Genomic DNA, 25,306 nt, shown 5'->3' on the forward strand with positions numbered 1-25,306 from the left:
AGGGGCCCGCAGCCCCCACCTGCAGCTTGCCGCCGGTCGGCCGGGCGCCGGTCTGCCCCTTCCGCCGGAACGCGAGCCGTTTCCTCCTGGAACGGAAAAGGGGCCGCCCGGTCTTCCGGACGGCCCCCTCGGCACCCTGTGGGCGCGGTCAGTAGCGGTAGTGCTCGGCCTTGAACGGCCCTTCGACCTTCACGCCGATATAGTCGGCCTGTTCAGGGCGCAGTTCGGTCAGTTTCACGCCGATCTTCTTCAGATGCAGCCGGGCGACTTTCTCGTCGAGCGCCTTGGGCAGGATGTAGACGCCGGGCTGATACTCGTCGCCCTTGGTCCAGAGCTCGATCTGCGCCAGCACCTGGTTGGTGAACGAGGCCGACATCACGAAGGACGGATGGCCGGTGGCGTTGCCGAGGTTCAGGAGCCGCCCCTCGGAGAGGAGGATGATCCGGCTGCCCGAGGGCATCTCGATCATGTCCACCTGTTCCTTGATGTTGGTCCATTTGTGGTTCTTCAGCGCGGCGACCTGGATCTCGTTGTCGAAGTGGCCGATGTTGCCGACGATGGCCATGTCCTTCATCTCGCGCATGTGCTCGATGCGGATCACGTCGCGGTTGCCGGTGGTGGTGATGAAGATGTCGGCATCCTTCACCACATCCTCGAGCACCACGACCTCGAACCCGTCCATCGCCGCCTGAAGCGCGCAGATCGGGTCGACCTCGGTCACTTTCACGCGGGCGCCCGCGCCACGCAAGCTGGCCGCCGAGCCCTTGCCCACATCGCCATAACCGCAGACCACGGCGACCTTGCCCGCCATCATCACGTCGGTCGCGCGGCGGATGCCGTCCACGAGCGATTCCTTGCAGCCATATTTGTTGTCGAACTTCGACTTGGTGACGCTGTCGTTCACGTTGATCGCCGGGAAGGGCAGCAGGCCCTTCTTGTGCAGGTCATAGAGACGGTGGACGCCGGTCGTCGTCTCTTCCGAGACGCCCTTGATCGCGTCGCGCTGCTTCGTGAACCAGCCGGGGGTCTCGGCCATGCGCTTCCTGATCTGGTTGAAGAGGCACACCTCCTCATCCGATTGCGGCACGGCGATGAGGTCGGTCTCACCCGCCTCGACCCGCGCGCCGAGCAGCACATAGAGCGTGGCATCGCCCCCGTCGTCGAGGATCATGTTGCAGGTGCCGTCGGCGAACTGGAAGATCTTGTCGGTATAGGCCCAGTAGTCCTCGAGCGTCTCGCCCTTGATCGCGAAGACCGGCACGCCGGAGGCGGCGATGGCGGCCGCCGCGTGGTCCTGGGTCGAGAAGATGTTGCACGAAGCCCAGCGGACGTCGGCACCGAGCGCCACGAGCGTCTCGATCAGCACGGCAGTCTGCACCGTCATGTGCAGCGAACCGGCGATCCGCGCGCCCGCGAGGGGTTTCGAAGTGCCAAATTCCTCGCGCAGGGCCATCAGGCCCGGCATCTCGGTTTCGGCGATGTCCAGTTCCTTGCGCCCGAAGTCGGCGAGCGATAGATCCTTTACGATGAAATCGGCCATGGGCTTTCGGCTCCTGATCACTAAGTCGGCCCTGCCTTAGCATCGACGCAGGATCGGAGCAATCCGCGCCTCCTGCGGCTTTCGAGGTATTGCGGGCCGCAGGCGCGAAGGGGGGCGATCATGGCCATGACGGTGGAGGCTTCGCGGGCGGCGCGCTCGCGACAGGCGGTGATCTTCTGCTGCAATTCGGGATACCTGCCCTTCGCGCTGCACGCCGCCGACCAGATCGACCGCCTCACTCCCGCCCGCGCCTTCGATATCTGCATCTGTCATGGCGAAGAGCCGATCACTATTCCGGACAGCCTGTCGTCCCTCGATGTGCGCCTGATCCGGATCGAAACCAGTGGCGTATTCACCGGCTTGCGGCTGGATCCGGGGCGGACGCATGACGTCTATTTGCGTCTTGCGCTGCCGCAGGCGCTGGCTGCCGATTACGACCGAATCCTATATCTCGACTCCGACATCTTCATTCAGGGTGGAGATTTCACGGCGCTGCTCGGGCTCGACCTTGGGAACCATCCGCTGGGCGCCGTCCGGGACAACATCCAGTGGCGCACGCCCGATCGCCGGGCCGAGCAGTTCCGGCGTCTCAATATAGACGCGGCACCCTATTTCAATGCAGGGCTCCTGCTGATGGATGTGCGACGCTACAACGAAATGAGCCTCCTCGACCGATGCGTCGAGCTTGGCCGTCGCGAGTCCCACCGGATGATCCGTCACGACCAGAATCTCTACAACGCGGTCCTGCGTGGAGATTGGGCCGAACTCAGCCCGATGTGGAACTGGCAGTATTCCTGGTCCGCACGCCTGTTCGAGGCGATGCGCTTTCCGCACATCGTCCACTTCATCGGAACGCTGAAACCCTGGACCGATCGGAAAGGCCAATACTCGCCCCGTTTCGCGCAAAGCTACGACCGGTTCATCGCGACGCATTTTCCCGGACGGACCCGCAATCCGGTGAGCAGCGGACTGTCTCCTGCCGATCACATGATGCGAAAGATGCTTGTAAAACACTTCGTTTCATCCGCAAAGCTTGCGCGTTATCTGGATCGCTTTCCTTCGGACATGACGGTGATCCTTTGAAACGCGCCTGGCAGCGGATGCTCTCGGGGCGCAGGCTGGATCTTCTCGACCCGACGCCCTTCGACATCGAGATCGAGGATATCGCGCATGGCCTCGCCTTCGTGGCGCGCTGGAACGGTCAGACGCGAGGGGATTTCGCCTATTCCGTCGCCGAACATTCGCTGCTGGTCGAGGAGATCCTCGGGCGCTGCCATCCGAAGGTTCCGACGCGCTGGCGGCTTGCGGCGCTTCTGCATGACGCGCCGGAATACGTGATCGGCGACATGATCAGCCCCGTGAAGGATGCGATCGGCGCGCAATACGGCGACCTGGATGCGAGGCTATCGGCGGCCATTCACATCCGCTTCGGATTGCCCGCGCAATTGCCGCAGCAGGTGAAGCGGGACATCAAGAAGGCGGACCGGGTGTCCGCCTGGCTGGAAGCGGTCCAGATTGCGGGGTTCACCGAAGCCGAGGCGGATCGCTTTTTCGGGCGTCCCTCGGGCTCGGTTCTGGACGGGCTGGAAATCCGCCTGCGTCCACCCGTTGAAGTGCGGGCGGCTTATACCGCCCGCCACCAGGAGCTTCTATCGGCGCTGGATCGCCCAGAACTCATATAGCCATGCTTTCGGCCGGCTTGCCGGCCTTGATTGCCGCGTCGAACCAGCGGGGCTTGCGGCCCCGTCCGGACCACGTATCCGAAGGGTTCTCGGGATTGGCATATTTGGGCTGTGCAGCCGCCCGGCGTTTGGTGGCCGCCGCACCCGTCAGTTCCGACAGAGAGAAACCGAGTTCACGGGCCTTTTCCTCCAGTTCGGCCAGTGCATCCCGCTTCCGCCGGTCCTCGTAGCTGGAGATCGCCTTGGCAACTTGCGCCTGCAGCGACTTGAGTTCCTTGAGGCTCATGGAGTCGAGATCGATGTCCATTCATTCTTCCCGTTTACAGTAACTGCTCCAATTCATTTTACGGATCTGTCGCCGCGTCAATCGCGCTCTTTGCAAATTCCGGGTTCTTTCACCCAATTCGCTGAATATTTTTGACCGAGCCTTGCACTTTCGGGCAGTCGGGTGGAGAAATGCGCCTCTGGACGGGCAACGGGATGGCAGCACAAACAAAAAGGGCGGCGGGCCATCGTGGCCGCCGCCCCTCGTTTCATTCGGATGGCTTCAGCGCGGGCTGCGCTTGGCAAGGATGCGTTGCAGCGTCCGCCGGTGCATGTTCAACCGGCGCGCCGTTTCCGAAACGTTGCGGTCGCACATTTCGTAGATCCGCTGGATATGTTCCCACCGAACGCGGTCGGCCGACATCGGGTTTTCAGGCGGCGGAGGAAGGCTCTCGCCCTTGGCGAGAAGCGCATGGGTCACCTCGTTCGCGTCGGCGGGCTTCGACAGGTAGTCTGTCGCGCCGATCTTCACCGCGGCGACCGCGGTCGCGATGGCGCCATAGCCGGTGAGAACGACGATCCGGCAATCCGGCCGCCGTTCGCGCAGCACCTCGACCACGTCGAGGCCGTTCCCGTCCTCGAGCCGAAGATCGACCACGGCATAGGCCGGCGGCCGCGCCTGCGCGATGGCCTTCCCCTCGGCGACGCTTTGTGCCGTTTCGAGCACGAAGCCCCGCTTCTCCATCGCCTTCGCAAGCCGCTTCAGGAAGGGCTCGTCGTCGTCCACGAGAAGCAGGGACCGGTCGGCCCCGAGTTCGAATACCAGATCCTCAGCCATGATTGTCGCCCATCTGCTTTCCCCTTGATGCTTGATAGGACTTCTGCGCCCGAGCGTCAAAGGAAGTTGACACATGGCTGTCATTCACGAAGCACGAAATTCTCTCTGCGATCTGTTCCGGTGTGTCGTCGCGCTTGAAGAAGTCGACGAAGCCGACCTCGGGCAGCATGAAGTAGGTGAAGGTGGAATGATCGATCAGATAGTATTCGTCCTCGGAGTCCTGGACGCGGTAGAAGGTCTTGTAGGCCTGTGAAGCCGCCTTCACCTGCTCTTCGGTTCCCGACAGCGCCACCGTGTCGGGATGGATCGCCTCGGCGAAGAACTTGAGTTGCTCGGGCGTGTCTCGGGCAGGGTCTATCGAGATGAAGACCGGCGTGACCTCGACGCCCCATTCGGCAAGTATGTCCACCGCCTGCGCATTGCGCGCCATGTCGAAGGGGCAGACGTCGGGGCAGAACGTGTATCCGAAGTAGACGAGCGCCGGCTTGGCCAGCACCTCGCGGTCCGTTACCGTCCGGCCCTCCTGGTCGACCAGCGTGAAAGGTCCCCCGATGGCGCCGCCCGCGACCTGGTTCGCGCCGCATTGCGCGAAGCGTTCCTGGGGCCTGGTCATCAGCACCCATGCCGCCGATCCTGCCAGAAGCGCGACGATGGCCGCCGCCGCGGCCCCGGCGTAGAGCTTCGTCATGGAATGGTTCCTCCGGTCCTGCGGTTGCCGATTGATCCCGGGGTCAGGGCAACCTAACAAGGTCCCGATACAGGCAAAGTGGCATGGGCTGCAATGATACTCGGTCCCGACGGTATTCTGAACCGTGACACGCGCGGCGACTGGGTGCGGCTGCGCACCCTGATCCTGCTGCGGTGGATGGCGGTCGCGGGCCAGCTGGCCGCCATCGTGGTGACCGACTGGTACCTCGGCTTGCGGCTTCCGATGGGGCTCTGCTTCATGGCAGTTGGCGCCTCCGTGATCGCCAACGTCATCGCGACCTTCGTCTTCCCGCAGAACCGCCGCCTGACCGAGTTCCAGGCGCTGATGATCCTGCTCTTCGACCTGACGCAGCTTTCGTTCCTGCTGTTCCTGACGGGGGGCCTCACCAACCCCTTCGCGCTTCTGATCCTCGCGCCCGTCACGATCTCGGCCCTTGCGCTCGAACTCAGGACGACCGTCATCCTCGGGGCGATCGCCATCGGCCTGCTGACCTTCACCGCCTATTTCCACCTGCCGCTGATCCTTGCGAACGGGTCGAGCCTCATGGTTCCGATGATGTTCGAATTCGGCTTCTGGCTCGCCATCGTGATCGGGATCCTCTTCCTCGGCCTCTATTCGCGCCGGGTCGCCATCGAGATCCGGTCCATGTCTGACGCCCTCTTGGCCACGCAGATGGCGCTCGATCGCGAGCAGAAGCTGACCGACCTCGGGGGGGTGGTGGCTGCGGCGGCGCATGAACTCGGCACGCCGCTTGCCACGATCAAGCTGGTCAGTTCCGAACTTGCGGAGGAGCTTTCCGACCAGCCGTCGCTGCGCGACGATGCCGAACTGATCCGCGAGCAGGCGGACCGCTGCCGCGACATCCTCCGTTCGATGGGGCGTGCGGGGAAGGACGATCTTCAGATGCGGCAGGCCCCTCTGGGCGAGGTGCTGCGCGAGGCGGCCGAGCCCCATGTCGGGCGCGGCAAGCGGGTCGAGTTCGACCTCTATCCCAGCCGTGACGGAGAGGAGCGCCAGCCAGTCGTCCTGCGCCGCCCCGAGGTGATCCACGGGCTCCGCAACCTGATACAGAACGCTGTGGATTTTGCCCGCTCGACGGTCTGGATCGACGGCGAATGGACGGGCGATCGGATCGCCGTCCGCATCGTCGACGACGGCGAGGGCTACCCGCCTGCGATCATCGGCCGCATCGGCGATCCCTTCGTCCGCCAGCGCCGCAGCGAGGAGAGCCAGTCGCGCCGCCCGGGCTACGAGGGGATGGGCCTCGGGCTCTTCATCGCCAAGACCCTGCTCGAGAGATCGGGGGCCGAGCTCAGCTTCGCCAATGCGGCCGACCCCTTCCTGCGCAGCCATGAGCGCCCCGAGCGCTGCGGCGCCATCGTCGAGGTGATCTGGCCGGTCGATCGCCTCGTGGTGCTGCACAATGCGCCGCTCGGCGAGAACGTCCTGATTCAGGGCTGAAGCGCGCGCTTCTCGCCGCGCGGCCGTGCCGAGCGTCGCCGGAGGGTGCACCTTTTAATCCATGTTAACGGGCTGTTAACCTTCTGGGCGAATGGTGTCCACGTTTGGCTATGCGGTCTGAGGTGACGGCAGATGGAATTCGACTGGGCACTCGCGCTCGGGCTGATCCTGACGGCGATGCTGGCCGCCTCCGCCGCCGTCGTGCTGGCAGGCGTCCTGCAGGCCAGATCGGTTGGCAGGACGGGTGGCATCTTCTCGGACCCGCAGGGCGGCACCGTCTTCCTCTTTGATGGAGAGACCCTGCTCGATGCGACACCCGGGGCCCGCGCCATCCTCGCGCTGTCCCCGGCGCGCGGGGGGGCATGGGTGCGCCTGCTGGCCTACCTCGTTCCGCGCTTCCCGGATCTGGAGACGCGGATTTCGACGCTGGCGGGTGACGGGCGGCTAACGCTGGCCTCGACGGGCGAGGGCGAGCCGCTGCTCCTCACGGCCGAGATGCGGGGAGGGGTCACGCGCCTGACGCTCGACGACCCGACGAGTTCGACCCGCCCGCGCCCGGATCATCTGGCACAGCGCGCGCTCGCCGAGGAACTGGATCAACTCCGGACGACCGTCTCTCAGGCGCCCCTGATGATGTGGCGCGAAAGCGGTGCGGGCGAGGTGACATGGGCCAATGCCGCCTATCTGCTCGAAGCGGCCAAGCGCCTCGAGCCCGGCGAGGACCTGAGCTGGCCCCTGCCGCGCCTCTTCGACCGCGCGGCGACGACCCAGGGCGTGCCGGGCCAGCGGCAGAAGATCGAGATCCAGGGCGCGGTGCACTGGTTCGAACTGATCGGCTTTTCCGAAGGCGAGGGGCGGCTTCTCTTCGCGCTGCCCGCGGATGCCGCCGTGCTGGCCGAGGCCTCGCTGCGCGACTTCATGCAGACCCTCGCCAAGACCTTCGCCCATCTGCCCATCGGACTGGCGATCTTCGACCAGCACCGAAAGCTCGCGCTCTTCAACCCGGCGCTGCTCGATCTCACCAGCCTGCCGCCCGACATGCTGGCGCTCAAGCCCTCGCTCTTCTCCTTCCTCGAGGCACTGCGCGACAGGCAGATGATCCCCGAGCCCAAGGACTACCCGAGCTGGAGACGCCAGATCCTCGAACTCGAGAAGGCGGCGTCGAGCGGTCTCTACACCGAGACATGGAGCCTTCCTTCGGGCCAGACCTATCGGGTCATCGGCCGGCCACATCCGAACGGCGCGCTGGCGCTGATGTTCGAGGACATCTCGACCGAAATGTCCCGCACCCGCCGCTACCGCGCCGATCTGGAACTCGGGCAGGCGGTGGTCGATGCGATGGACGAGGCCATTGCCGTTTTCTCATCGGCAGGCGATCTCGTGATGACCAACGCCGCCTATGGGGCGCTCTGGGGACACGATCCGGTCGAAACGGTGGGCGCCGGGGCGGTCGCGCATCTCTGCGAGCAGTGGCGGGCACGCAGTGCCCCGTCGCCGATCTGGGCCGAAGCCGAACGCTTCGTGGCCGATCTGGGCGAGCGCACGGCCTGGGGCGGGCAGGTGCGGCTCGACGATGGACGGCTCGTCTCCTGCCGCTTCACGCCGTTGACCGGGGGCGCGACGCTGGTTCTGTTCCGTCCGTCCCTTGCCGAAGATCCGGTGCGCGCCGAATCCGCCGCCTAGCGGACCGCCGGACCGGCCTGCCGCGGCGCGCCGGGTGGTTCGGTATGACCTGCCGTTGGCACCGCACCGGCTCGGCATCAGAGGCCCGAAGGCGGCTGCGGGTTGCGTCCCGCCAACCCTTGCGCTGCGCTTCGCCTCTGGGCATGGTCGCGGCCATGCCGCCTTCAGCCATCCTCACCCTGACGCTCGCCGCGGAAGTGCAGACCGACCGCCTCGGTTCCGTGCTCGCAGGCCTGCTGCGGCCGGGGGACGTGCTGCTGCTGGAAGGCCCCATCGGTGCCGGCAAGACCCATCTGGCGCGCGCCTTCATCCGCGCCGCCCTCGGCTTTGCGGAAGAGGTGCCCTCGCCCACCTTCACCCTGGTCCAGACCTACGAGGCAGCGGGGCACGAGATCTGGCACGCCGATCTCTACCGCCTGACCCATCCGGACGAGGTGCTGGAACTGGGGCTCGAGGCCGCCTTCGCGACCGCTGTCTGCCTCGTGGAATGGCCCGATCGCCTCGGCGATCTCGTGCCGCCCGAGGCGCTGCACCTGAGGCTCGAGGCCGAGGGTCACGGCCGCCGCGCCGTCCTGTCGGGCGGTCGCCCTCGCCTGCTCGCCGATCTCGAGCGTGTCTGGCATGGCTGATCTCGCCCCCTCCGACCGCGAGGCGCTGGCGCGGGCCTTTCTCGCGCAGGCCGGCTGGGGCGATGTCCGACGGCGTCATCTGGCGGGTGACGCCTCGGACCGCAGCTACCAGCGGCTGCAACGCGGCACCGAGACCGCCGTGCTGATGGACGCGCCGCCGGGGCGGGGCGACGATCCGGCGGATTTCGTCGCCATCGCGGCCCACCTTCGCGGCCTCGGCCTCTCGCCCCCAGCGGTGCTGGCCGAGGATCTGGGCCACGGCTTCCTTCTTCTCGAGGATCTGGGGGATGCGCTCTTCGCCCGGCTTCTCATGGCCTCCGAACCGGTGCCTGCCGAGGCAGAGCTCTACGCCGCGGCGACGAATGTCCTGGTTCATCTCCAGCGGTCTCCCGCGCCAGCCGGGTTGCCGGACCTTGCGGCGCAGGACTGGGCGGAAGCGGCTGCTTTCGCGCCCGACTGGTATGCCCTCGCCGCCACCGGAGAGCGCCCAGACACCATGCGCTTCAAGGCGCTGCTGGCCGAGGCGCTTGCGCGGCATGCCGATGGACCGCGGGTTCTGATCCTCCGCGACTATCACGCCGAGAACCTCCTCTGGCTGCCGGGCCGCCGGGGCGTTGCCCGGGTAGGGCTTCTCGACTTCCAGCTCGCCCAGATGGGACAGCCGGGCTACGATCTCGTCTCGCTTCTGCAGGATGCCCGGCGCGACGTGCCCGAGGAAATGGAGCGCGCGATGATGGCCCGCTTCGTCGCCGCGACCGCCGCGGATCCCGAGGCCTTCGCGGCATCCTATGCCGTGCTCGGCGCGCAGCGGGCGCTGCGCATCCTCGGCATCTTCGCCCGGCTCTGCCTTGTGGCCGGCAAGCCGGGCTATGTCGCGCTGATCCCGCGGGTCTGGGGTCAGCTCTGGCGCAATCTTCGACACCCGGCGCTCGCGCCGCTGGCGGAAGAGTGCCGCGCCCTCCTGCCGGAGCCCGCTCTGGCCGTTCTGGAAAGGATCCGCGCGCAATGCGGCCGGATGCGGTGATGATCTTTGCAGCTGGCTTCGGGACGCGCATGGGCGCCCTGACCGCCTCCCGGCCGAAGCCGATGATCGAGGTCGCGGGCCGGCCGCTGATCGATCACGCGCTGGCGCTGGCCGAGGCGGCCGGCATTTCGCGCATCGTGGCCAACACCCATTACCTGCCCGAGAGCCTGACGGGGCATCTCGCAGGCCGCGCCCTCGTTTCACACGAGGAGGAGATCCTCGAGACCGGCGGCGGGCTGCGCCGTGCCCTGCCGCTGCTGGGAGAGGGGCCGGTCTATACGTTGAACAGCGATGCGGTCTGGACCGGAGAGAACCCGCTGGACGAGCTGGCGGCGGGCTGGCGCGAGGGGATGGAGGCGCTTCTCCTGCTGGCACCGTCGGGCACCGCGCCGGGCGATTTCACGATGGACGCGGCGGGCCGTCTCGCCCGGGCGCGGGGCGCGCCGGGTTACACCTATCTCGGCGCACAGATCCTGCGGACCGGCCGGCTCGCCGGGGTCGCCGAGGCCAAATTCTCGCTCAATCTGATCTGGGACGCGATGATTGCCGCGGGCACGGCCCATGGCCTCGTCCACCGCGGCGGCTGGTGCGACGTGGGGCGGCCCGAAGGGATCGCCGCGGCCGAGGCGATGCTTGCCGATGTTTGACACACCAGGCCCCCGCCTCTTCGGCCTGCCGCCGGGCGTCGACTTTCCCGCGGCACTGGTGCGTGGCCTGCGCGCGCGCATGGCGGGTGCCGTGCCCGAGGCCATGGCGCGGGTCGAGCTTTACGTCAACACGCAGCGGATGCGGCGGCGGGTCACCGAGCTGATGACGGCCGAGGGCGAGGGCTTCCTGCCGCGCATCCGCCTCGTGACCGAGCTGCCGCCGGTGCCGGGCCTGCCGGCCCCGGTCCCGCCGCTGCGCCGCAGGCTCGAGCTTGCGCAGCTCGTGGCCCGGCTGATCGAGGCGCAGCCCGACATCGCGCCGCGCTCGGCGCTTTTCGATCTGTCGGACAGTCTGGCCGAGCTCATCGACGAGATGCAGGGCGAGGGCGTGCCGCCCGAGGCCATCGCGCGGCTCGATGTGGCCGACCATTCGGCGCACTGGCAGCGGACGCAGGCCTTCATGGCGATCGTGGCGCCGATGTTCGGTGCGGACGCGCCTGATGCGCAGGCGCTGGCGCGGATGGCGGTCGAACGGATCGCGGCGCGCTGGGCCGAGGCGCCGCCCGATCATCCGGTGATCGTCGCGGGCTCGACCGGCTCGCGCGGCACGACCAGCCTCTTCATGCAGGCGGTGGCGCGGCTGCCGCAGGGCGCGCTCGTGCTGCCCGGCTTCGACTTCGACCTGCCCGCCGCGGTCTGGGAGGGGATGGACGACGCGCTGACGGCCGAGGATCATCCGCAGTTCCGCTTTCACCGGCTGATGGGCCTCGTGGGCGTGGGCCCGGCCGAGGTCGGCCGCTGGACCGACGAGATCCCGCCCAGCCCGGCGCGCAATCGGCTGATCTCGCTCTCGCTCCGACCCGCGCCCGTCACTGACCAGTGGCTGACCGAGGGCCGGCACCTCACCGGGCTTGCCGAGGCCGCGCGCGGCGTGACGCTCATTGAAGCGCCGGGGCCGCGGGCCGAGGCGCTGGCGGTGGCGATGATCCTGAGGAAGGCCGCCGAGGAGGGTCGCCGCGCGGCGCTCATCACCTCGGACCGGGGGCTCACGCGGCAGGTGGCGGCGGCGCTCGACCGCTGGGGGATCGTGCCGGACGATTCCGCGGGCAAGCCGCTCGCGCTCTCGGCGCCGGGGCGTTTCCTGCGCCATGTGGCCCGACTCTTCGGCCGGCGACTGACGGGCGAGACGCTGCTCACCCTGCTGAAGCACCCGCTGACCGCGACCGGCGCGGACCGTGGCAACCACCTGCGCTGGACGCGGGATCTGGAGCTGCACCTGCGCCGGAAAGGGCCGCCCTTCCCGGCGGCGGCCGATCTCGTGCTCTGGGCCGGGACGCGGCCCGCGGACGGGGTGGCGGACTGGGCGCGCTGGCTGGGCGGGCTGATCGAGGGGCTCGACGCGGCAGGCCCGCGCCCGCTCGCCGATCATGTGACTTCGCATCTCGCGCTGGCCGAGGCGCTGGCCACGGGGCCCGCGGGCGCCACGACGGGCGAGCTCTGGCTGAAGGAGGCGGGCGAGGCCGCGCGCGCCGCCGTCGAGGAGCTCCGCCGCGAGGCGCCGCATGGGGGCGAGCTGACCCCGGCCGACTACACCGACCTCTTCGACGCGATCCTCGCGCGTGGCGAGGTGCGCGAGGCGGTGCAGGCCCGGCCCGACCTGATGATCTGGGGCACGCTCGAGGCGCGCGTGCAGGGCGCGGATCTCGTGATCCTCGGTGGGCTGAACGACGGGACATGGCCGCAGTTGCCGCCGCCCGATCCGTGGCTCAACCGGCAGATGCGGCTGAAGGCCGGGCTTCTTCTGCCCGAACGGCGGATCGGCCTGTCGGCGCATGACTACAGCCAGGCGGTCGCCGCGCCCGAGGTGGTGCTGACCCGTGCCACCCGCGATGCCGAGGCCGAGACGGTGCCCTCGCGCTGGCTGAACCGCCTGATGAACCTGATGAGCGGGCTGAAGGCGGGAGGAGGGCCGGAGGCGCTGGCCGGGATGCGCGCGCGCGGGCGCGACTGGCTGGACCTCGCCGCGGCGCTGGAGCAGCCCGCGACGCCGGTGCCGCTCGCCGCGCGACCCGCGCCGCAGCCCCCGGTCTCGGCCCGGCCAGAGCGGCTGGCCGTGACGGGCATCCGCACGCTGATCCGCGATCCTTACGCGGTCTATGCCCGCCATATCCTGCGGCTCTATCCGCTGGACCCGCTGCACCGGGCGCCGGATGCGCGGCTGCGCGGCTCGATCTTGCACCGCATCCTCGAGGCCTTCGTGAAGGACCGCGCGCCGGGGGGCGACCGCCCCGGCGAGCGCGCGCGCCTGATGCGGATCGCGGAGGCGGTGCTGGCCGAGGACGTGCCCTGGCCCGCGGCCCGGGCGCTCTGGCTCGCGCGGCTCGACCGGGCCGCCGACTTCTTCCTCGAGACGGAGGCGGCCCATGCCGGCACCCCGGTCGTGCTCGAGGAGGAGGGGCGGGTGGATCTGACGCCCCTGCGCTTCACGCTGACGGCGAAGCCCGACCGGATCGACGTGCTGCCGGACGGCCGGCTCCATATCCTCGACTACAAGACCGGAACGCCACCCACCAAGAAGCAGCAGGAGCAGTTCGACAAGCAGCTCCTCCTCGAGGCGGCGATGGCCGAACGCGGCGGCTTCCGTGGCCTCGGGCCCGCCGAGGTGGCGCGGATCAGCTACATCGGCCTTGGCGCCAGCCCCAAGGTCGAGAGTGTCGAGACCGATGCGGCGCTCCTCGGGCAGGTCTGGGAGGGGCTTCACGCCCTCGTCGGCCGCTACATGCGGCGCGAGCAGGGCTATGTCTCGCGCCGCGCCATGTTCGGCGAACGCTTCCCGGGCGATTACGACCATCTTGCGCGGTTCGGCGAATGGGAGATGAGCGACGCGCCCGTGCCCGTGCCGGTAGGGGCCGAGGCGCCGGACGAGGGCGCAGGCTCCACCGAGGCGGGGACGGATCGCGACAAGGGAAGCTGCCCGGAGGATGCCGCATGAGACGCCCTGCCACCTTTGAGGCCGGCCGATGAGCGGCCTGAGAGACGAGGCCTCCGAGCGTCAGGTGCAGGCCGCCGATCCGCGCGCCTCGACCTGGCTCTCGGCCAATGCGGGCTCGGGCAAGACCCGGGTGCTGACCGACCGGGTGGCGCGGCTGCTGCTCGACGGGGTCGAGCCGCAGCGCATCCTCTGCCTGACCTATACCAAGGCCGCCGCCTCCGAGATGCAGAACCGGCTGTTTCGGCGGCTGGGCGAATGGGCGATGCTCGACGATGCCGAGCTGCGCCACGCGCTCGATGCCCTGGGCGTAGCCGCCGTGGGCCACGAGGTGCTGGCGCAGGCGCGCAGGCTCTTTGCCCGCGCCATCGAGACGCCGGGCGGGCTGCGGATCCAGACGATCCACTCCTTCTGCGCGACGCTGCTGCGCCGCTTCCCGCTGGAAGCCGGGGTCTCGCCGCAGTTCACCGAGCTCGACGACCGCGCCGCGCGCCTCCTGCGCGAGGAGATCGTCGAGGAGATGGCCGATCGCATCGCCCCCGACGTGGTGGCCGATCTGGCGCGCGCCTATACGGGCGAGGATTTCGGCGCGTTGGCCGAGGAGGTGGCGCGCAATGCCGCGGGCCTCCTGCCGCCGCTCGACGCCCCTGCCTGCCGGGCGCTCTACGGGGTGGAGGGCGGCGAGGCCGCGCTGCTGGCGCAGGTCTTCCTCGGCGGCGAGGAGGAGTGGATGCCCGCGCTGATCGCAGCGCTCGAGGCGGGCTCGGCGAACGACCAGAAGGCTGCGGCGAAGCTGCGGCTTCTGTCCTTCGCGGCGCCGACGACCGCCACGCTGGCCGGGCTCGAGGGGGTGCTCCTGACCGGCGCCTCGGCCAAGGAGCCCCATACCGCCAAGCTCGGCAGCTTCCCGACCAAGGCCACGCGCGGGGCACTCGGTCCGCTCGCCGACCGGCTCGATGCTCTGATGCGCCGGGTCGAGGCCGCGCGCCCCGTGCGCTGCTGCCTGCTGGCCGCCGAGCGGGCGCGATTGATCCATGCCTTCGCGGGCGTGTTCCTGCCGCTCTATCAGGCGCGCAAGGCCGCCCGCGGCTGGCTCGATTTCGACGATCTGATCCAGCGCGCCAAGGGCCTGCTGACCGACCCGTCGGTCGCGCAATGGGTGCTCTTCCGGCTCGATGGCGGGATCGACCATATCCTCGTCGACGAAGCGCAGGACACGAGCCCCGACCAGTGGAAGGTGATCGAGCTGCTGGCGCAGGAATTCACCTCGGGGCGCGGCGCGCGCGAGGTGGAGCGGACGATCTTCGTCGTGGGCGACAAGAAACAGTCGATCTACTCGTTCCAGGGGGCCGATGTGGCGGCCTTCGACCGGATGCGGGCCGAGTTCGGCGAGCGTCTCGCGGGCGCGCGGCGGCGGCTCGAGGAGCTGGACCTGCTGCATTCCTTCCGCTCCTCGCCTGCGATCCTGCGGCTGGTGGACCTCACCTTCGACGAGCCCCGACGGCAGGCGCTGGGCGGCGAGGTCCGCCACATCGCCTTCCGCAGCGACATGCCGGGGCGGGCCGAGCTCTGGCCGCTGGTCGAGGCCGCCGAGGAGCCCGAGCCCGAGAACTGGTTCGATCCGGTGGATCTCGTCTCGGACGAGCATCACGCGGCGCGGCTCGCGCGGCAGGTGGCCACCCGCATCCGCGCCATGATCGAGGCGGGGGTTCAGATCCCGCAGCCGGGAGGCTTCCGCCCCGTTGCGGCGGGCGATTTCCTGATCCTCGTCCAGCGGCGGTCGGACATCTTCGGAGAGATCATCCGGGCCTGCAAGGAAGCCCGCCTGCCCATCGCCGGGGCCGACCGGCTGAAGCTCGGGGCCGAGCTTGCGGTGCGGGATCTCTCGGCGCTGCTGGCCTTCCTTGCCACGCCCGAGGACGATCTGTCGCTCGCCGCCGTCCTGCGCTCGCCGCTCTTCGGCTGGACCGAGGGCGAGCTCTTCGATCTGGCGCACGGGCGCGAGGGCTATCTCTGGCGCAGGCTCTACGACCGCGAGGCGGCCCATCCCCGGACGGTGGCCATCCTGCGCGACCTGCGCGATCAGGCGGACTTCCTGCGCCCCTTCGACCTGATCGAGCGCGCGCTGACGCGTCACGACGGCCGCCGCCGGCTGCTTGCCCGGCTGGGCGAGGAGGCCGAGGACGGGATCGATGAACTGCTGAGCCAGGCGCTCGCCTACGAGCGGACCGACGTGCCGAGCCTCACGGGCTTCCTGACGTGGCTCCAGACCGACGAGGTCGAGGTGAAGCGGCAGATGGAGACCGCGGGCGGGCGAATCCGGGTGATGACGGTTCACGGCTCGAAGGGGCTCGAGGCGCCCATCGTGATCCTCCCGGACACGGCCGATCGCAAGCCGCGCGAGCATGACGAGCTCTTCACGCTGGAGGGGGGCGCGCGGGTCTGGAAGACGCCCGCCGCGGACAGCCCGCCGCAGATCGCCGCCGCTCGCGAGGCGCGGCGGTCGCGCGACGCGGCCGAGAACCTGCGGCTGCTCTATGTGGCCATGACGCGGGCCCAGTGCTGGCTGATTGCGGCGGCGGCCGGCAAGCTCGAGTCGGGCGGCGCCTGGCATGACCTGATCCGGCAGGGGATGCAGGCGGCAGGCGCCGAGGAGCGCCCGGATGGCAGCCTGCTGCTCGAGGAGGGGGCCTGGCCCGCGCCCGCGCCCTCTGCTGCCCCGGCCGCGGTTGAGCGGCCTGCGCTGCCCGACTGGGCGCTGCTTCCCGCCGTCGTGCCACCGCCATTGCCGAAGCTGCTCTCGCCGTCGGATCTGGGCGGGGCCAAGGCGCTGCCCGGAGACGCGCAGCCGACCGAGGTTGCGCTCGTCCGTGGATCCGCGGTCCATCTGCTGCTCGAGCATCTGCCGCTCCATCCGCCGGAGGAGTGGGAGGTGGCGGCGCGGGGCCTCCTGCCCGATCTCGTCGACCTGCCTGAGGTGCTGGAGGAGGCGCGAACCGTTCTTGCTGCCGAGGAAATGGCCGAGGCTCTGGTGCCCCATGCGCTTCTCGAAGTGCCCGTGACGGCCGAGGTGGCGGGGCGGCGGCTCCATGGCACGATCGACCGGCTGGTGGTGGAGCCCGACCGTGTGCTCGCGGTCGATTACAAGACGAACCGTGTGGTGCCAGACCGGCCCGAGGACGTGCCCGAGGGCATCCTGCGCCAGATGGGCGCCTATGCCGAGGCACTGGCGCAGATCTACCCGGATCGGATCGTCGAGACGGCGGTCCTCTGGACGCGGACAGCGCAACTGATGCGGCTGCCGCGCGATATCGTGAGGTCGGCCCTGGGTCGGGCCACGACAACTTGACGCGGAGACGGCCGGTACTTACCTTTCCTGCAAGCCCTACGGATCAGGAGAATTGAATATGTCCACCGTTCCCGTGACGGACGCCACCTTCGACACCGAGGTGCGCAAGTCCGACGTGCCCGTCGTCGTCGATTTCTGGGCCGAATGGTGCGGCCCCTGCCGGCAGATCGGCCCGGCGCTCGAGGAACTCTCGAAGGAATATGCCGGCAAGGTCAAGATCGTGAAGGTCAATGTCGACGAGAACCCGGAGAGCCCGGCGATGCTCGGCGTTCGCGGCATCCCGGCGCTCTTCCTGTTCAAGGACGGGCAGGTCGTGTCGAACAAGGTCGGCGCCGCGCCAAAGGCCGCGCTCGCGAACTGGATCGCCACGGCCCTCTGAGTCGTTCGGCTGTGGTCCGGCAGGGGCGCCTTCGGGCGCCCTTTTCAATCTTGAGGCCAGCTATCTGGACGCGATCTTCGGGTGACGAAGCTGACCCTGCCGGTCGCCACGTCCGAGGTCACGACCCGCACGGCGATCCGTGTTTCCCCTGCTCGCGTGCTGAGGTTCCCGCCGAGGCAGGATCCGTGACCGCGCCGTCAGAAGTGCCAGCCGTGACGTGTGAGGCGGGCCGAGATCCGTGCCTCTGCCTCGGGGGCGCCGGCGTTGATCGTGTTGCACTGGAAGAACCAGTAGAGGTAGCGCTCGTGGTCGGGGACCGCGCCTTCAGCCAGGCCGAAGGCCTTCGTCACCCCGTCGCGGGGGACCGAACCCGCGATATGATGAAAGTCGATCCCGGCGAAGAGGACGACCGGCTTGCGCAGGAAATAGCCCGTCAGCGCGACCGAGGAATTCTGCGTGACCACGAGATCGCAGGCCGCGAGCAGGGGAAGCGGATCGGTCCGCCCCACCCACAGCCGCGGATACCGCCGCATCAGATCCTCGAGCGCGTGCAGCTCGGACGGGCCGTAGTGCTCCTTCGGGTGAAGCGTTGCGCGGATGGGGCGAGGGTCGTGTTCCAGCACGGCGTGAATCATGGCGATCGGGCTCATGGACTGGAACGACCGGTGCTCGCCCAGCCGTCCCTGCAGCGGCATGAAGATGAAGCCGTCGCGCGACACGGTGCGCTCACCCAGAAGGCGCTTGAGCCAGCGCTGGTAGAAGGGCCGCGCCGCCGCGGGATCGACGGTGGCGGGATCGAAGGGCGTCTGCGCCACGTCGAACCACCAGCGCTCGTTCGTGGCCTCGATCTGCCAGAAGGGGTAGTGATAGGCCCGCCGGAGGCAGAGGCAGCGCGGGCCCACCGGCTCCTGCATGTGAAAGAGGCTCCACCCCTGGCGGCGGGCAGGGTCGCTCAGCTCCTCGGGGGCATCCGAATGAATCGCGAGCCGGATGCCCTGCGGTGCCACCGCGGCGCCGATCCGGTTGACGATGTTCACCTTCCCAGCGGCTGCATCCTCGCGCATGGGAGACGGCAGATAGATGTTGAGAACGCGGCTGTGCGGCATCTTTCCCCTTCCGGCTTCACCGGACCATGCGCCAAGAAGGCTAAGGCGGGCTTAACGGCGCTGCCAGAGTGACGCGCCGTCGCTCGGGTTGTGCCTCTCGGGGAGGGGCTCCATATAGGCGCAAACGGAGGGTTTCATGGCAGAAGACAGGTTTCCCGGCTGGCACGGCACGACCATCCTTGCCGTGCGCCGCGGTGGCGAGGTCGTCGTCGCGGGTGACGGGCAGGTGAGCCTCGGCCAGACGGTCATCAAGGGGACGGCGCGCAAGGTCCGCAGGCTTTCGCCCGGCGGGCAAGAAGTGGTGGCGGGTTTCGCGGGATCGACCGCCGACGCCTTCACGCTGCTCGAGCGGCTGGAGAAGAAGCTCGAATCCGCGCCCGGCCAGCTGGCCCGCGCCTGCGTCGAGCTGGCGAAGGACTGGCGCATGGACAAGTACCTGCGCAACCTCGAGGCGATGCTGATCGTGACGGACGGCGAAACGCTTCTGGTGATCACCGGCGCGGGCGACGTGCTCGAGCCCGAGCATGACGTGACCGCCATCGGTTCGGGCGGAAACTTCGCGCTGGCCGCCGCGCGCGGCCTGATGGCCACCGAGCTGCCGGCCGAGGAGATCGCCCGCACGGCCATGGCGATCGCGGCCGACATCTGCGTCTACACGAACGGCAACCTGACGGTGGAGCGTATCTCGAAATGACTGACCTGACCCCGCGCGAGATCGTCTCGGAGCTCGACCGCTTCATCATCGGCCAGAAAGAGGCCAAGCGCGCCGTGGCCGTGGCCTTGCGCAACCGCTGGCGCAGAAAGCAGCTGGCCGACGACCTGCGCGACGAAGTCTATCCCAAGAACATCCTGATGATCGGCCCGACCGGCGTCGGCAAGACCGAGATCTCACGCCGTCTGGCCCGGCTTGCGAAGGCGCCCTTCCTGAAGGTCGAGGCGACCAAGTTCACCGAAGTGGGCTATGTCGGCCGCGACGTGGACAGCATCATCCGCGATCTGGTGGATGCGGCCATCGTCGAGACCCGCGCGCGGATGCGCGAGGATGTGAAGGCGCGCGCGGCCAAGGCCGCCGAGGACCGCGTGATCGAGGCCGTCGCCGGGCGCGACGCGCGCGAGCAGACCCGCGAGATGTTCCGCGGCAAGCTGAAGCGCGGCGAGCTCGACAACACGGTGATCGAGATCGACGTGGCCGATACGTCGAACCCGATGCAGATGCTCGACCCCACCGGGCAGGGCCAGATGGGGATGATGAACCTCGGCGAGATCTTCGGGAAGGCCTTCGGCGGACGCACCCAGCGCCGGAAGATGACGGTGGCCGAAAGCCACGACATCCTGATGAACGAGGAGGCCGACAAGCTTCTCGACGATGAGGTGGTGAAGGCCACCGCGCTCGAGGCGGTGCAGCAGAACGGCATCGTCTTCATCGACGAGATCGACAAGGTCTGCGCCCGGTCCGACATGCGCGGGGCGGACGTCAGCCGCGAGGGCGTGCAGCGCGACCTGCTGCCGCTGATCGAGGGCACGACCGTCTCGACCAAGTATGGCCCGGTCAAGACCGACCATATCCTCTTCATTGCCTCTGGCGCCTTCCATATCGCCAAGCCATCGGACCTGTTGCCCGAGCTTCAGGGCCGCCTGCCGATCCGGGTGGAACTGCGCGCGCTGACCGAAGAGGACTTCGTCCGCATCCTGTCGGAGACCGACAACGCGCTGACGCTGCAATACAAGGCGCTGATGCAGACCGAGAAGGTGGGCATCACCTTCACCGAGGACGGGATCGCGGCGCTGGCCTCGATCGCGGCCGAGGTGAACCGCGCCGTCGAGAACATCGGCGCGCGGCGGCTCTACACGGTGATGGAGCGGGTCTTCGAGGAGCTGTCCTTCCACGCACCCGACCGCTCGGGCGAGGAGGTTACGGTGGACGCGGCTTATGTCGAGAAGAACCTGGGCGAGCTTGCCCGCTCGACCGATCTGAGCCGCTACGTCCTCTGACACGGGCGCCGGCGGGAAGATCCCGCCGGACTTGTGCAGCCCGCCTTCCGCCATGGCGACGCGGGCGGGCTGCCCGTCCTTCGCCTCAGAAGGCGAAGTAGAGGAATTCGGCGGGCGGGCTGCCGAAGATCCTCAGAAGCGTGATGCAGAGCACCGCACCCACCATAAGGCCGTGCATGGGCGAGGGTTTCCAGTAGAGCGAAGCGAAGCGTGCCCTCTCGCGCGCGGGCGCCTTGGGGGCGGTGTGCGTCTTGAGCCCCACCCATTCCTGCGTGTTCGGCAGCGCCCAGCTGATGAAGAGCCCGAAGAGGACGACCGCCGTGTCGCCGAGGTAGAGATAGCCGCCGTCCTCGCCCATCCCGGCGAGGCCGCGCACCACCGTCATGGCGTCGGTGAGTGTGGGCGACTTGAAGAAGACGAGGCTGACGGTCACGGCAAGGAAGGTCACGAGGATCTTGACCGGCGATAAAAGCCAGGACACCGGGGCCGGAAGGGCCACCCGCCCCATGGGCGTCGCGCGCCAGCCGTGATTGATCACCAGCATCGTCCCGTGCATCAGCCCGAAGACGATGAACTGCCAGCCCGCCCCGTGCCAGACCCCGGCGAGGCCCATGGTGACCAGTGTGGGGAAAGCGAGCATCACGAGGAAGGGCAGCACCTGCGGCTTGCGCGGATTCCAGATCGGCTGCCCCTTTTCCATCCGTCGCCGCATCACGGCCTTGGTGATCGGGTTGTAGAGATAGGCGGTCAGGAACCGGGTGAGCGTGATGTGCCAGCGCGACCAGAATTCGATGATCGTCTGCGACTTGTAGGGCGAGTCGAAGTTGAAGGGCAGCAGGATCCCGAACATGAGCCCGAGGCCGATGGCCATGTCGGAATAGCCCGAGAAGTCGAAGTAGAGCTGCAACGCGAAGGCGACCGCTCCGCGCCAGGCGAAGGCGAGATAGGCGGTGTCGCCCTGCGCCGCAAGATCCCAGAGCGGCTGCGCCAGCGGCGCCAGCGTGTCGGCCATCCCGATCTTCTTGAACAGGCCGAAGCAGAAGACGGTGATCCCCAGCACCAGCTTGGCGCTGTCGATCCGGAAGGTCTCGTCCCGCTCGATCTGGGGCACGACCTCGCGGTAATGGACGATCGGACCCGCGATGAGCTGCGGGAAGAAGGTGATGAACATCGCGTAGCGCAGCGGGTTCGGCCGCCCGATCCGCCCCTCGTGGCAGTCCACCAGATAGGCGATCTGCTGGAAGGTATAGAACGAGATCGCGAGCGGCAGCAGGATGTGCGGCACCGGCACATTGGCGGCCGTCAGGGTGTTCAGGATCTCGACAAGGAAGCCCGCGTATTTGAAGAAGCCGATGGCCGCGAGGTTCATGGCGACACCTGCGAGCAGGAGCCACCGCCTCGGCCGGTCCACCAGCATGATCCCGATCCCGTAGTTCAGCACGACCGAGATCAGCAGCATCGGCAGGAACGAGATGTTCCACCATCCGTAGAAGAAGAGGGACGCGGCAGCGACCCAGCCCACTGCCCAGAGCTTGTTCGGCAGCCGTCCCAGAAGGTAGTAGCCCACCAGCGTCAGCGGCAGGAAGGCGAACAGGAATTCCGGGCTGTGGAACAGCATCAGGCTGCCTTCTTCGTCCGGATCAGGGACACGAAGTCACCCACGTTCTTCAGCTCCTCGAGCTCGGACGACTTGAACGAGACGCCGAAGCGCATCTCGGAGGCGACAACGATGTTGATGTGGTTGAAGCTGTCCCACTCGGCCACGTCCTGCGCTGAAAGATCCGGCGTGGCAGTGATGTCGGGATCGTCGAATACCTGGCGGAGGATGGCGGTCAGGCCGTCATAGATCTCGGGCTCGGTCATGGTCTCACTCATTAGCTTCCGTCAAGGGCGGGGCCCGAAGGTCCCGCCGGGGCGCTCAATGGCTCAGGCCGCGCTCGGTGAGCCGGATGTGCGGCGGCGGCGGCGGCGCGGCGGCAAGGTCGAGACGCCACAGGGCTGCCTGCCCGTCCTCGCCCGCGGGTTCGAAACCGAGGCGCGGGAAGAGATCGGCCACCATGCCGTTCTTGGGCGTAGGCCTGTAGCAGCCGACCACGGTCGAGGCCCCGGCCTGTCGGGCGGCGCGCGTTATGACGGCGGCCACGGCTTCCTCGACACGCCGGCCAAGGACGCGGCAGCTCATGAGCCAGGTGTCCACCTCGAAGAGTCGTCCCCCCTCGCCGTCCGGGCGCAGCCGCCCGAGGACGACACAGACGATCCCGTTGTCGCCGAACCGGTCCTTGAGCCGGACACAGAACGTCAGCATGTCGGGGTCGTCTATCATCGAGGCGACCTCGCGTTCGGTGTAGCGGCGCGTGGTCAGGTTGAACTGGTTCGTCTTGTTGATCAGCTGCGTCACCCGCACCAGATCGACCCGCCGGACAGGGCCCACCTGCATCTCCATCTCGAGCCCGGCAAGGAAGCTCTCCATGTCCGAGGCCACGATCTCGAGCTGCTTGCGCTCGGCGTTGGCCGCGTACTGATCGGCGCGGCGGGCATCGTCGACCGTGTAGCCGACTGCCTCGAAGAGCCCCGCAGAGGCCAGGCAGCGGATATAGGCCTCCGGCTCGTCCGGCACCTCGGGGACGGCGACGTCGGGGAACTGTTCGCGCAGCAGCGCCCGCTCGGCCGGGTTGTCGTCGAAGAAGACGAGCGCGTCGAGGCCGAGGTTCAGGTCGCGCGCGATGCGCTGCAGGCCCACGCCCTTGTCCTCCCAGTTCGCCACGAAGGCTGCGAAATCCGAGCGGCGCAGCACCATCTCCGGGTGGTCGAAGGCCGCCTCGGCCCGTTCCGGATCGTTCTTGGAGCTGACGGCAAGCAGGATCCCCCGCTCGCGCAGCGCCTTGCAGTAGAGCTGGAAGGCCTTGAAGGCCTCGCCCCGGGCCGAGCCCTCGCCGATCACGATGCCGTCGATCCCGTCATCGCCGATGACCCCGCCCCAGAGCGTGTTGTCGAGGTCGAGCACGAGCACCTTGCGGGAAAGTCCGCGCAGGGCCGCGAGGATTCGCGCGACCTGATCGCCGAACCACGGGCCGGCGGCGGGGCTCACATGCTGCTTGGCGTGCAGCCACATCAGCCGGTCCTGCAGCGCGTCCAGCCCCTCGGCCTCGGCCGCCGCGGCGGGATCGAGGATCAGCACTCCCTCGTCGCGTGCCGCACGGATCAGCCGGTGCTGCATCTCGGCCACCATCGCGCGGCGCGAGGCCGGGACCAGTCGGTCGAGATGACCGAAGACGGGATCGGTCGTGGGCACCGGAAGCTGCTGGATCACCGTGGCGCCCAGCGCGCGCAGCGCGCGCCAGCGGTGCACGTTCTCGGACAGGCTCGCGTCAAGCGCCGCATCGACCTCCTCGGCGGATGTCGTCAGCGGCAGTTGCGGCACGAGGTCCGTCTCGCAGGAACAGATCAGCACGGCATTCGGCGCGAAGGTCGCAAGAGCCGAGCACGGATCCAGGATCTCCTGCCGCCACTGACCGTAGGGCGGAACATGGACGTCGAGGGCGAGCCCGCGACGCAGCGCGCCGACCTTGAGGCCCGGCACCAGATGTTCGACGGTGAACGAGCCGAGAAGCGCCAGCCGGAGTTTCGGCGCCTCCTGCGGAGGCTCGGCCGCACGCAGGGCGCGCTCGATGCGCGTTGTCTGGAGGAAGTCGATCCTGTGACCGGCAAGACGGCGCAGCGCGCGCCAGCCCTCCTGCGGCGCCTCTGTGACCGTTTCGCGGGCACGCGCAAGGTCGCCCTCGAAATCCGTTGCCACCGGCAGCCAGTGCAACTCAAGCGGGGTGCTTTTCATCGCTCTCCACCTCATCGTTCACGTGAATTTCCTGAACCGTGCCGCAGGGGGCCGGCGACTTCAGCGTGTCCAGAAGGACCCGCGCCACGCGCTCGGGCGACAGGAAGCTTCCGCCGGCTTCGGTCCTCGCCCGCTCCAGAAGGCGCGGATCGAAGGCATCGAGCATGGGCGTCTCGACATAGCCGGGCGAGACGGCGCTGACCTGAAGCCCCGCGGCCCCGAGTTCGGCCGCAGCGGCCCGGAGCAGCCCGAGAAGTGCCGTCTTCTGTGCGACATAGGCCGCCATGTGGCGCGCAACCGGCGGCTCCGCGGCGGCTGTCAGCACGGCCGCGACATGTCCTCCTCCGGCGCGGCGCCACCAGAGACGCCAAGCCGAAGCCAGGACGGCGTGGCACCCGACAAGCGCCGCCGCCTGCCGGTTCAGATCCTCGCCCTGCCGCCCGAAGGGCGCCACGAGCGGTGCGGGCCACCCGCAGAGCGCGACTGCACGGGGCGCCTCGGCCGCAGGAATGGCGGCCAGTGCCGCCTCGATCGCCACAGGAACCTGCGATGGAAGATGGATGGGCGTGGCAGTGCCCCCCTCCTGCGCGATCCTGCCTGCAAGCGCTTCGGCCCGGCCGGCGCCCTCGCCATAGCCGATCCAGACCGGGCCGCTGCGCGCGGCCAGATGACAGAGGGCACCGCCGATCGCGCCGCTGCCGCCGGTAACGAGGAGCCCCCCCCTCATTCCGCCGCCTCTTGCTTCGGCCGGGGCAGAAGCGCCATCGCCTCTCCCTCGGCGATCCGCTGGCCATTGCTGGAGATGAGAAGCCGTATCAGCATGACGCCGAGATGCGGCGTCTCGTGCTTCACCTCGGCCTCCAGCGTTCCGGTCTCGCCCACGAGCAGCGGCCGGCGGAACTTCAGCGTCAGTGACTGCCAGACGCAGCCGTGACCGGGCAGCGCCGTGCCGAGCATCCGCGAGATCTCGGCCACCAGCAGGCCGCCGTAGACGATCGGCCCTGCAAACCCCCTGTCCCGGGCGAAGTCCGCATCGAAGTGGATCGGATTGTCGTCTGCGCTGATTCGGCGGAACTCTTCCATCCGGTCAGCGCTTACCGTGAAATCGAACGCTATCGCCAAATTGCGCCTCGAATCGAATTCATACGCGGCGTGACCGCCGCAAGTCGTTGATCGAAAAGG

22 protein-coding genes are annotated in these 25,306 nt (G+C 68.4%); 12 read left to right on the forward strand and 10 right to left on the reverse strand.

Annotated features, from left to right (window positions below; all coding sequences use genetic code 11):
• Positions 1-148: 148 nt before the first annotated feature.
• Complete coding sequence (ahcY, locus tag ACTVZP_RS06310) at positions 149-1,540, reverse strand: adenosylhomocysteinase (RefSeq protein WP_443211263.1); 1,392 nt, start codon at positions 1,538-1,540, stop codon at positions 149-151.
• A gap of 126 nt (positions 1,541-1,666) precedes the next feature.
• Between ahcY and ACTVZP_RS06315 the strand changes: the two genes are divergently transcribed.
• Both ACTVZP_RS06315 and ACTVZP_RS06320 read left to right on the forward strand, forming a co-directional pair.
• Entirely contained in the window at positions 1,667-2,623 is a 957-nt protein-coding gene (locus tag ACTVZP_RS06315) for a glycosyltransferase family 8 protein (RefSeq protein WP_443211438.1), read from the forward strand.
• A 17-nt stretch (positions 2,624-2,640) separates the two neighbouring features.
• Positions 2,641-3,222, forward strand: a complete 582-nt coding sequence (locus tag ACTVZP_RS06320; protein ID WP_443211439.1) for an HD domain-containing protein — start codon at positions 2,641-2,643, stop codon at positions 3,220-3,222.
• On the opposite strand, the gene ACTVZP_RS06325 is transcribed toward ACTVZP_RS06320, so the two are convergent.
• From ACTVZP_RS06325 to ACTVZP_RS06335, 3 genes are all read right to left on the reverse strand, one after another.
• On the reverse strand, positions 3,215-3,529 hold the full coding sequence (locus ACTVZP_RS06325) for an H-NS histone family protein (protein WP_443211264.1): 315 nt from the start codon (positions 3,527-3,529) through the stop codon (positions 3,215-3,217). The genes ACTVZP_RS06320 and ACTVZP_RS06325 overlap by 8 nt on opposite strands.
• A 240-nt stretch (positions 3,530-3,769) precedes the next feature.
• Positions 3,770-4,324, reverse strand: coding sequence for an ActR/PrrA/RegA family redox response regulator transcription factor (locus tag ACTVZP_RS06330; RefSeq protein WP_002722225.1), 555 nt, complete (start codon positions 4,322-4,324; stop codon positions 3,770-3,772).
• A complete protein-coding gene (locus ACTVZP_RS06335) occupies positions 4,317-5,012 on the reverse strand; it encodes an SCO family protein (protein WP_443211265.1) in 696 nt (231 codons plus the stop codon). Before ACTVZP_RS06335 ends, ACTVZP_RS06330 begins: the two co-directional genes overlap by 8 nt.
• Positions 5,013-5,105: 93 nt before the next feature.
• Between ACTVZP_RS06335 and regB the strand changes: the two genes are divergently transcribed.
• From regB to trxA, 8 genes are all read left to right on the forward strand, one after another.
• The gene (regB, locus tag ACTVZP_RS06340; protein ID WP_443211266.1) at positions 5,106-6,494 is read left to right on the forward strand and encodes a sensor histidine kinase RegB; all 1,389 of its coding nucleotides are present in this window, start codon (positions 5,106-5,108) and stop codon (positions 6,492-6,494) included.
• Positions 6,495-6,626: 132 nt separating this feature from the next.
• Entirely contained in the window at positions 6,627-8,177 is a 1,551-nt protein-coding gene (locus ACTVZP_RS06345; protein WP_443211267.1) for a PAS-domain containing protein, read from the forward strand.
• 143 nt (positions 8,178-8,320) lie between these two features.
• Positions 8,321-8,806 carry a tRNA (adenosine(37)-N6)-threonylcarbamoyltransferase complex ATPase subunit type 1 TsaE gene (gene tsaE, locus ACTVZP_RS06350; RefSeq protein ID WP_443211269.1) on the forward strand — a complete coding sequence of 162 codons (486 nt, stop codon included), beginning with the start codon at positions 8,321-8,323 and terminating at the stop codon, positions 8,804-8,806.
• Positions 8,799-9,830, forward strand: coding sequence for an aminoglycoside phosphotransferase family protein (locus ACTVZP_RS06355; protein WP_443211270.1), 1,032 nt, complete (start codon positions 8,799-8,801; stop codon positions 9,828-9,830). Before tsaE ends, ACTVZP_RS06355 begins: the two co-directional genes overlap by 8 nt.
• Positions 9,812-10,477, forward strand: a complete 666-nt coding sequence (locus tag ACTVZP_RS06360; RefSeq protein ID WP_443211271.1) for a nucleotidyltransferase family protein — start codon at positions 9,812-9,814, stop codon at positions 10,475-10,477. Before ACTVZP_RS06355 ends, ACTVZP_RS06360 begins: the two co-directional genes overlap by 19 nt.
• Positions 10,470-13,469, forward strand: a complete 3,000-nt coding sequence (gene addB / locus ACTVZP_RS06365; protein ID WP_443211273.1) for a double-strand break repair protein AddB — start codon at positions 10,470-10,472, stop codon at positions 13,467-13,469. The genes ACTVZP_RS06360 and addB overlap by 8 nt, the downstream gene beginning before the upstream one ends.
• A gap of 28 nt (positions 13,470-13,497) precedes the next feature.
• A complete protein-coding gene (addA, locus tag ACTVZP_RS06370; protein WP_443211274.1) occupies positions 13,498-16,815 on the forward strand; it encodes a double-strand break repair helicase AddA in 3,318 nt (1,105 codons plus the stop codon).
• 58 nt (positions 16,816-16,873) lie between these two features.
• A complete protein-coding gene (gene trxA / locus ACTVZP_RS06375) occupies positions 16,874-17,194 on the forward strand; it encodes a thioredoxin (RefSeq protein ID WP_443211275.1) in 321 nt (106 codons plus the stop codon).
• A gap of 197 nt (positions 17,195-17,391) precedes the next feature.
• Here trxA and ACTVZP_RS06380 read toward each other — a convergent pair whose 3' ends face one another.
• Complete coding sequence (locus tag ACTVZP_RS06380; RefSeq protein WP_443211276.1) at positions 17,392-18,300, reverse strand: hypothetical protein; 909 nt, start codon at positions 18,298-18,300, stop codon at positions 17,392-17,394.
• Between the two features lie 136 nt (positions 18,301-18,436).
• On the opposite strand from ACTVZP_RS06380, the gene hslV reads away from it, so the two are divergent.
• Entirely contained in the window at positions 18,437-18,994 is a 558-nt protein-coding gene (hslV, locus tag ACTVZP_RS06385; RefSeq protein WP_443211277.1) for an ATP-dependent protease subunit HslV, read from the forward strand.
• Positions 18,991-20,292, forward strand: coding sequence for an ATP-dependent protease ATPase subunit HslU (gene hslU / locus ACTVZP_RS06390; RefSeq protein WP_443211278.1), 1,302 nt, complete (start codon positions 18,991-18,993; stop codon positions 20,290-20,292). The genes hslV and hslU overlap by 4 nt, the downstream gene beginning before the upstream one ends.
• Before the next feature lie 85 nt (positions 20,293-20,377).
• On the opposite strand, the gene ACTVZP_RS06395 is transcribed toward hslU, so the two are convergent.
• The 5 genes from ACTVZP_RS06395 to ACTVZP_RS06415 are packed head-to-tail and all read right to left on the reverse strand — an operon-like array spanning position 20,378 to position 25,207.
• A complete protein-coding gene (locus tag ACTVZP_RS06395) occupies positions 20,378-21,910 on the reverse strand; it encodes an MBOAT family O-acyltransferase (protein WP_443211280.1) in 1,533 nt (510 codons plus the stop codon).
• Positions 21,910-22,155, reverse strand: a complete 246-nt coding sequence (locus ACTVZP_RS06400) for an acyl carrier protein (RefSeq protein ID WP_443211282.1) — start codon at positions 22,153-22,155, stop codon at positions 21,910-21,912. Before ACTVZP_RS06400 ends, ACTVZP_RS06395 begins: the two co-directional genes overlap by 1 nt.
• A gap of 55 nt (positions 22,156-22,210) precedes the next feature.
• Positions 22,211-24,124, reverse strand: coding sequence for an HAD-IIIC family phosphatase (locus ACTVZP_RS06405; RefSeq protein ID WP_443211284.1), 1,914 nt, complete (start codon positions 24,122-24,124; stop codon positions 22,211-22,213).
• Complete coding sequence (locus ACTVZP_RS06410) at positions 24,105-24,851, reverse strand: SDR family NAD(P)-dependent oxidoreductase (RefSeq protein WP_443211285.1); 747 nt, start codon at positions 24,849-24,851, stop codon at positions 24,105-24,107. The genes ACTVZP_RS06405 and ACTVZP_RS06410 overlap by 20 nt, the downstream gene beginning before the upstream one ends.
• Positions 24,848-25,207, reverse strand: a complete 360-nt coding sequence (locus tag ACTVZP_RS06415; RefSeq protein ID WP_443211286.1) for a MaoC/PaaZ C-terminal domain-containing protein — start codon at positions 25,205-25,207, stop codon at positions 24,848-24,850. Before ACTVZP_RS06415 ends, ACTVZP_RS06410 begins: the two co-directional genes overlap by 4 nt.
• Positions 25,208-25,306: the final 99 nt, after the last annotated feature.

The sequence above is a fragment of the Rhodobacter sp. NSM genome (genome assembly GCF_052244495.1).
Classification (GTDB): domain Bacteria; phylum Pseudomonadota; class Alphaproteobacteria; order Rhodobacterales; family Rhodobacteraceae; genus Cereibacter_A.

What these genes read in the sequence shown, in the direction of transcription:
- ahcY (WP_443211263.1), bottom strand. Translation starts at nt 1,540, where the DNA reads ATGGCCGATTTCATCGTAAAGGATCTATCGCTCGCCGACTTCGGGCGC.
- ACTVZP_RS06315 (WP_443211438.1), top strand. Translation starts at nt 1,667, where the DNA reads ATGACGGTGGAGGCTTCGCGGGCGGCGCGCTCGCGACAGGCGGTGATC.
- ACTVZP_RS06320 (WP_443211439.1), top strand. Translation starts at nt 2,641, where the DNA reads ATGCTCTCGGGGCGCAGGCTGGATCTTCTCGACCCGACGCCCTTCGAC.
- ACTVZP_RS06325 (WP_443211264.1), bottom strand. Translation starts at nt 3,529, where the DNA reads ATGGACATCGATCTCGACTCCATGAGCCTCAAGGAACTCAAGTCGCTG.
- ACTVZP_RS06330 (WP_002722225.1), bottom strand. Translation starts at nt 4,324, where the DNA reads ATGGCTGAGGATCTGGTATTCGAACTCGGGGCCGACCGGTCCCTGCTT.
- ACTVZP_RS06335 (WP_443211265.1), bottom strand. Translation starts at nt 5,012, where the DNA reads ATGACGAAGCTCTACGCCGGGGCCGCGGCGGCGGCCATCGTCGCGCTT.
- regB (WP_443211266.1), top strand. Translation starts at nt 5,106, where the DNA reads ATGATACTCGGTCCCGACGGTATTCTGAACCGTGACACGCGCGGCGAC.
- ACTVZP_RS06345 (WP_443211267.1), top strand. Translation starts at nt 6,627, where the DNA reads ATGGAATTCGACTGGGCACTCGCGCTCGGGCTGATCCTGACGGCGATG.
- tsaE (WP_443211269.1), top strand. Translation starts at nt 8,321, where the DNA reads ATGGTCGCGGCCATGCCGCCTTCAGCCATCCTCACCCTGACGCTCGCC.
- ACTVZP_RS06355 (WP_443211270.1), top strand. Translation starts at nt 8,799, where the DNA reads ATGGCTGATCTCGCCCCCTCCGACCGCGAGGCGCTGGCGCGGGCCTTT.
- ACTVZP_RS06360 (WP_443211271.1), top strand. Translation starts at nt 9,812, where the DNA reads ATGCGGCCGGATGCGGTGATGATCTTTGCAGCTGGCTTCGGGACGCGC.
- addB (WP_443211273.1), top strand. Translation starts at nt 10,470, where the DNA reads ATGTTTGACACACCAGGCCCCCGCCTCTTCGGCCTGCCGCCGGGCGTC.
- addA (WP_443211274.1), top strand. Translation starts at nt 13,498, where the DNA reads ATGAGCGGCCTGAGAGACGAGGCCTCCGAGCGTCAGGTGCAGGCCGCC.
- trxA (WP_443211275.1), top strand. Translation starts at nt 16,874, where the DNA reads ATGTCCACCGTTCCCGTGACGGACGCCACCTTCGACACCGAGGTGCGC.
- ACTVZP_RS06380 (WP_443211276.1), bottom strand. Translation starts at nt 18,300, where the DNA reads ATGCCGCACAGCCGCGTTCTCAACATCTATCTGCCGTCTCCCATGCGC.
- hslV (WP_443211277.1), top strand. Translation starts at nt 18,437, where the DNA reads ATGGCAGAAGACAGGTTTCCCGGCTGGCACGGCACGACCATCCTTGCC.
- hslU (WP_443211278.1), top strand. Translation starts at nt 18,991, where the DNA reads ATGACTGACCTGACCCCGCGCGAGATCGTCTCGGAGCTCGACCGCTTC.
- ACTVZP_RS06395 (WP_443211280.1), bottom strand. Translation starts at nt 21,910, where the DNA reads ATGCTGTTCCACAGCCCGGAATTCCTGTTCGCCTTCCTGCCGCTGACG.
- ACTVZP_RS06400 (WP_443211282.1), bottom strand. Translation starts at nt 22,155, where the DNA reads ATGACCGAGCCCGAGATCTATGACGGCCTGACCGCCATCCTCCGCCAG.
- ACTVZP_RS06405 (WP_443211284.1), bottom strand. Translation starts at nt 24,124, where the DNA reads ATGAAAAGCACCCCGCTTGAGTTGCACTGGCTGCCGGTGGCAACGGAT.
- ACTVZP_RS06410 (WP_443211285.1), bottom strand. Translation starts at nt 24,851, where the DNA reads ATGAGGGGGGGGCTCCTCGTTACCGGCGGCAGCGGCGCGATCGGCGGT.
- ACTVZP_RS06415 (WP_443211286.1), bottom strand. Translation starts at nt 25,207, where the DNA reads ATGGAAGAGTTCCGCCGAATCAGCGCAGACGACAATCCGATCCACTTC.